A 1,674-nucleotide genomic window follows, 5' to 3' on the forward strand; every position below is an offset into this window, starting at 1 on the left:
TCGCATAATTAAACGTCATAGAACCCAATATCAACGGTAAATACTTAACATCCCACCAACTATAAAATATAAGAGACATCACAACAAGCCACGTCTTAGACGCAAGCGTTAACCTCAACCGATTCAATATAAAATAAACAACCAAACTTATCGGTAAAAATAAAAATATAAACTCATGTGAGTTAAATAGCATTCTTAATTAGCCCCTTCTGAAATCACTTGATTATATCAAATGGGATAAAATAAAAACATCTATATTTAATCAAACTTAACCTTCTCAAATATGCTTTTTGACGCCTTCCAGCTCCAATGGGTATCATCTGCATAATATACATCAAATTCACCCTTTTTTACATCTTCCAAAAGTATCGCCTTCGTGTCGATAAAAGCATATCTCTTTTCAAGTGGACGCAGTAGCTCAAAAAAAACACTTTTAGGATAGGGATTGTTAACAATATAATCACTATAAAGATTATACTTGTCCACCGCAGGCATAAAGTATAACTTTATCCCCTTTTTTGCAAGCATATCGGCAAAATGATTAAGGTTATCATTCAAAAGCTTTATAGTATGTTCTTTTGAATAGGGTATATTTTCTACATCCTGAAAAACAAAAAGAAGTTTGTCAGAGTTTTTAACGGAAAAAAAGGGCTTAGAAAGTTTTCTTACACATACCATTGAATCAAGAGGTCTATCTTTGAATTTGTAAAGGAAATAGAAGAGAATAAATTTTAAATTACCTGTATTAATAAAACTAACCTCTGGAAGTTTTCCCGAATAGGTCTTTCGTTTATAATACTCTTCAACATCATGCAAACTTACTTTTTCACCAAAATTCAAAGGCCTACCATACCAAAAGGCGCAAAACCTTTCTACAGTTTCAATTAACAAATACTTGGGTTTCACCTTATCTAAATATCCACTATTATAAAGGATAATTGCGGTTTCCAAGGGGCTTCTTTCAGAATACCTTTGCATATTTAAAACATTCAAATTATGTATTGAAGCTATCCAATCCTGATAAAATCTATCCCTGCCACCCCCTGCTCCTTGAGAAAAGGAATCTCCAATGGTAATCATATCTATAGGTCTTCCGTCGTAATCTACATTTTCAATATGCCTTTTTGGTAGAGTATCATAATTATTTCTATAATGTTTCGAATTAATTACATAACCCAACCTATCCAATCCACCATTGTAATATTTCTTATCAGTTAAAATATCTTCCGTCCAGAGTTTCCAGATTGCAAAATTAAATCCCGCATAAAATAAAACAATAGATAAAAATACAAGAGTAAACTTTTTATAAGGTCTCATTCCCATCCTCAGAAATTAAAATAGAGGAACTCACTTATTCTTCCCATACTTGTTAAAGCCCAGATAGTTATGACTAACACAAAAAGTAAATGTTTTAAATCAGGTTTGAAATCTTCAACCGCCTCATTTGAGTTTTTTACTACGACACAAAAAAGAGTAAAGAAAAGGATATAAAAAATCGGATCCCCATGAATCTTTATACTCTTCATCCAGCTCCCGAACTCCACACCGTAGTTATGTAAGAATCCTAAATACTTCTCTAAATTCTTCGGTAACACTATACCATTTAACCCAAACATCCCAGATAACACCTTCATAGCATCATCCCATGTCTTCGCCCTAAAAAATACCCACGCT

Annotated in this window: 3 protein-coding genes; all 3 read right to left on the reverse strand. The window is 32.7% G+C overall.

The features are described from left to right. A partial coding sequence (locus N3C60_01090) for an MBOAT family protein (protein MCX8083505.1) occupies window positions 1-193 on the reverse strand: 193 nt, incomplete at its 3' end. Between the two features lie 65 nt (window positions 194-258). Continuing rightward, complete coding sequence (locus tag N3C60_01095; GenBank protein MCX8083506.1) at window positions 259-1,317, reverse strand: hypothetical protein; 1,059 nt, start codon at window positions 1,315-1,317, stop codon at window positions 259-261. A gap of 8 nt (window positions 1,318-1,325) precedes the next feature. Further along, a partial coding sequence (locus tag N3C60_01100; protein ID MCX8083507.1) for a hypothetical protein occupies window positions 1,326-1,674 on the reverse strand: 349 nt, incomplete at its 5' end.

The sequence above is a fragment of the Calditerrivibrio sp. genome (assembly GCA_026415135.1).
Taxonomy (GTDB): domain Bacteria; phylum Chrysiogenota; class Deferribacteres; order Deferribacterales; family Calditerrivibrionaceae; genus Calditerrivibrio.

Bases quoted from the DNA above. Each gene is read 5' to 3' on its own strand.
- N3C60_01095 (MCX8083506.1), bottom strand. From the start codon at position 1,317: ATGAGACCTTATAAAAAGTTTACTCTTGTATTTTTATCTATTGTTTTA.